Consider the following 3,248-nt stretch of genomic DNA (forward strand, 5'->3'; position numbering starts at 1 on the left):
ATAACCTGGCCAGAAGGAGGCAATATCAATATGATGCACGGCGACAGCAGGGTGATGGTGGTGGTGTGTTTGGAGACAGCCAGTTTACCAGCACCCTGTCTGTCAACTTCCACTTCCCCAAGATCCCGCGAAGAACCATAAAAAAGCCATCACCCCTGAAGGGTGATGGCTTTTTGCTTCTATCATCACGAAGCTAGTTGGGTCTGTGTCTTAAGTATTGCCATTACTCTCGCACTAGGGCGATCGCAGTGTCGTAAGACATCAAGTAAGGTCACATTGATACTTTCAGCTCCCGGGTAGCGGTAATGCTCACCCGCTTCACTCGATAGCCACTGATGCAATGATTCCAAGTTTTCGAATTTAGCTGGCCAATACCCCAGTTCAGGGGATAGGCGGACGTTGGAAACGGATAACCGTACAATGGGATGAATGCCATTGATCAGACTTTTCAGGTCCATAAGCTCTCCCTTGTTCAAACGTGCTGCAGCCAGTCGCTATGTGGGAACACATCTGGTCCGAAATTCACCAGAATATCGTTCCAATCCATGTCACTTTCAGCTCTGATAAGCTTCGGGTTGCATCTCGTAACCTTGATGCCAGCAGATAGCAGATTTTTCTCCAGCTTAGCTGCATTCACTTCTCCGGCCGGGTCAGCATCTTCCCAGATGTAGACGTGTTTTACTCCCATGCAAACAATCCAGTTTCCCATCAGTGTTGCATTTAGCAGTCCCCACCCCTGCATACCTATGGCTGATTCGACACTTAGAAGTGTCTCAAGGCCTTCGGCTACAGCAAGAACCGGAGTCGGTGGGCAAAGTTGCACGGCACCACCCGATATTGGGGCTGTTGACACTGACGGCCTCAATTTCTTCACTTTTGGCACAGGAGCTTTCAGCCCATCGTTAGTGATGAAGGTTTGATGGAGACTGACTGGCTTTCCTGAAGGATCTCGGATCCGGCAAAGGATGCAAGGATGCTTCCCAAGATCAAGTTTAAACGCCACTCCTTTGTGAAAAACCGCCTTATGAGATGCTATTGCCGCCTTGATGTGATCGGGCATTTGCGATATTGCCAAACGAGCCAATTTCGCAGATGGATGAGTCAAGTCGATAGCCTCTTCAATCAGTTCCTTCTGAGTAGATTGGCGCACGCCAGCGGGCTGAGTTGTTTTACGGCCGTCCTTATCGAGCCACCAGTAACGCATCCCGTGCGGCTCTAGCGTGATTATGCACGGGCCATAATTCATGTCGATGTATCGCACACCAGGGTGGAGCCTTACTTCCCCACCAAGGGAAGCCACCTTCGACAATATTTGCCGGTTCCTGAGATACCGAATGGCTGGCTCAGCTTGCGGCTTGGTCAAAGGCCAGGCTTCATCCCAGAGCTGGGCATTTTTATTCGCGACAGCTTGATCCCGCCGAGCATCTTCCTCCGCTCGTTCCTTCTCCCACGCAAGTTGCGTAGGCGATTTCGGAGGGGGGGAAAACACGCCTGACGTAATCCCATCCATGTAACCACTGGCGATCGCCAGCTGCTCGAGGACTTTCGGAAAAGGCCAGTTTGTTTCCTCCATTACAATGGAGAAACCAGACATAACCCCACAAGAGTTGCATACTCCAACGCCGGTTGCTTCTGAGTCGAGCTTGCCCCTGTGGATTAATCCAAAGGCTTCTCCACTACGACCACCGTGTCTTGGGCAACTGGTTTTAGGTGCCTTCTTCCCAGGAATGAAACCTCGGGTGGCATCACCGAATAGGCCTAGGTGTTTGTACGCTTCGACCCATAAACGGTTGTCATTGAGATATGCGGCCAAATCATCCGCAACGATTTCATAGTGCATGTCATTACTCCATGTGGTTGGTGTTCCCCATTTCGCCCGATTACAGGGGGTACGGGCTGGTGCTTGCACATTGCAAACACTCAGCAATGGATGTCCATTGCTCAGTGTTCGAAAGTCCCCCCTCCAACGTGGAGGGGGGGATGTCAGGCAGCCAAGATAGTGCCCTTGGCTAGTTTGAACAGCTCACGTTTAAGGCTGAGGATATCGCCTACAGCAATCCAGTTCCCTGGTTTGAAGTAGTAGTCCATAGCAGCTTTCCCGTTCGCGTACTGGCCGATAAAGATGCCAAAGACATCAATGCCATGTTGTCGAACCATATTGAAGGTATCAACGCAGTCAACGTCTGGTTCACCATCGGTGATCACGATCATACTCTTGCGTTCAGCTTGCTCTGGCATCAGGGCCAAAAATGCGTTGCTTAGACCTTCCCTCATGGGTGTTCCCCCACCGGCACAGATCAGATCGAGACGAGAGCTTGTAGTGGCTGGATCCTCCCTAAAACGCAGTAGGTCCACATTCCAATCCCCGAAGGACTGAATTCCAATTACAGCCCCATCGATCTGTTGAACTGCAAGAGCCAAAGCCAGGCAGGCATTTTTTGCCACCACCTCTTGGCAATTCATTGATCCAGACAAATCCAGCAACACCATGATGGCGCTATCGATGCCAAGGTTTCTGGCTTTGCTGCGGTAAACACGCAAATCACCTTGTTTGAACCGATTGAACCGGGAGGTGACAAAGCGCTTCCCTCGTCGACTCAATCCAGGAGCACAGTTGGTTTCTGTCTCTACGAGCTCCATAAGAGCTTGTGTGATTGGTCTCGATGCAGCGAGGACTTTAGGGAGTGTTACACTCCGGCCAATCTTCGTGTAAACAGCGTCCAAATGTGGCCTTAATGGAGTGTCGAGTTGAAAGCGGGAATCCGCTTCGATCAATGACGCCAGCATTTTTCCTTTGTCACGTCCCTCGACATCGGAGGATCCAGATCCGGCAGCTTCAAGACAGGCTTCTAACTCCTGAATTTGCTTTGACCTAACAACGTCATCAGCATTCGGCCCGCCAGCAGCCCCCGCTTCCGGTTGGCCATCTGCATCAGCGTCAGGTTGACCATCTGCATCAGCATCCGGCTGGCCATCTGCATCAGCGTCAGGTTGACCATCTGCATCAGCATCCGGCTGGCCATCTGCATCAGCGTTAGGTTGACCATCTGCATCAGCGTCAGGTTGACCATCTGCATCAGCGTTAGGTTGACCATCTGCATCAGCATCCGGCTGGCCATCTGCATCAGCATCCGGTTGGCCATCTGCATCAGCATCCGGTTGGCCATCTGCATCAGCATCCGGTTGGCCATCTGCATCAGCATCCGGTTGGCCATCTGCATCAGCATCCGGTTGGCCATCTGCATCAG

4 protein-coding genes are annotated in these 3,248 nt (G+C 51.7%); 1 reads left to right on the forward strand and 3 read right to left on the reverse strand.

Annotation, left to right across the window (positions count from 1 at the left end):
- Positions 1–197 (forward strand): hypothetical protein (locus J9892_RS20645; protein ID WP_210538829.1); only part of this gene is annotated, 197 nt, incomplete at its 5' end.
- A gap of 275 nt (positions 198–472) precedes the next feature.
- On the opposite strand, the gene J9892_RS20650 is transcribed toward J9892_RS20645, so the two are convergent.
- From J9892_RS20650 to J9892_RS20660, 3 genes are all read right to left on the reverse strand, one after another.
- Positions 473–1,840: a toprim domain-containing protein gene (locus J9892_RS20650; protein ID WP_210538831.1), complete on the reverse strand. Its 1,368-nt coding sequence runs from the start codon at positions 1,838–1,840 to the stop codon at positions 473–475.
- A 143-nt stretch (positions 1,841–1,983) separates the two neighbouring features.
- Positions 1,984–2,640, reverse strand: coding sequence for a VWA domain-containing protein (locus J9892_RS20655; RefSeq protein WP_210538833.1), 657 nt, complete (start codon positions 2,638–2,640; stop codon positions 1,984–1,986).
- A gap of 209 nt (positions 2,641–2,849) precedes the next feature.
- A partial coding sequence (locus J9892_RS20660; protein ID WP_210538835.1) for a hypothetical protein occupies positions 2,850–3,248 on the reverse strand: 399 nt, incomplete at its 5' end.

Origin of the sequence: Aeromonas sp. Prich7-2 (assembly GCF_017939255.1) — a bacterium.
In the GTDB taxonomy this organism is placed as follows: domain Bacteria; phylum Pseudomonadota; class Gammaproteobacteria; order Enterobacterales; family Aeromonadaceae; genus Aeromonas; species Aeromonas caviae.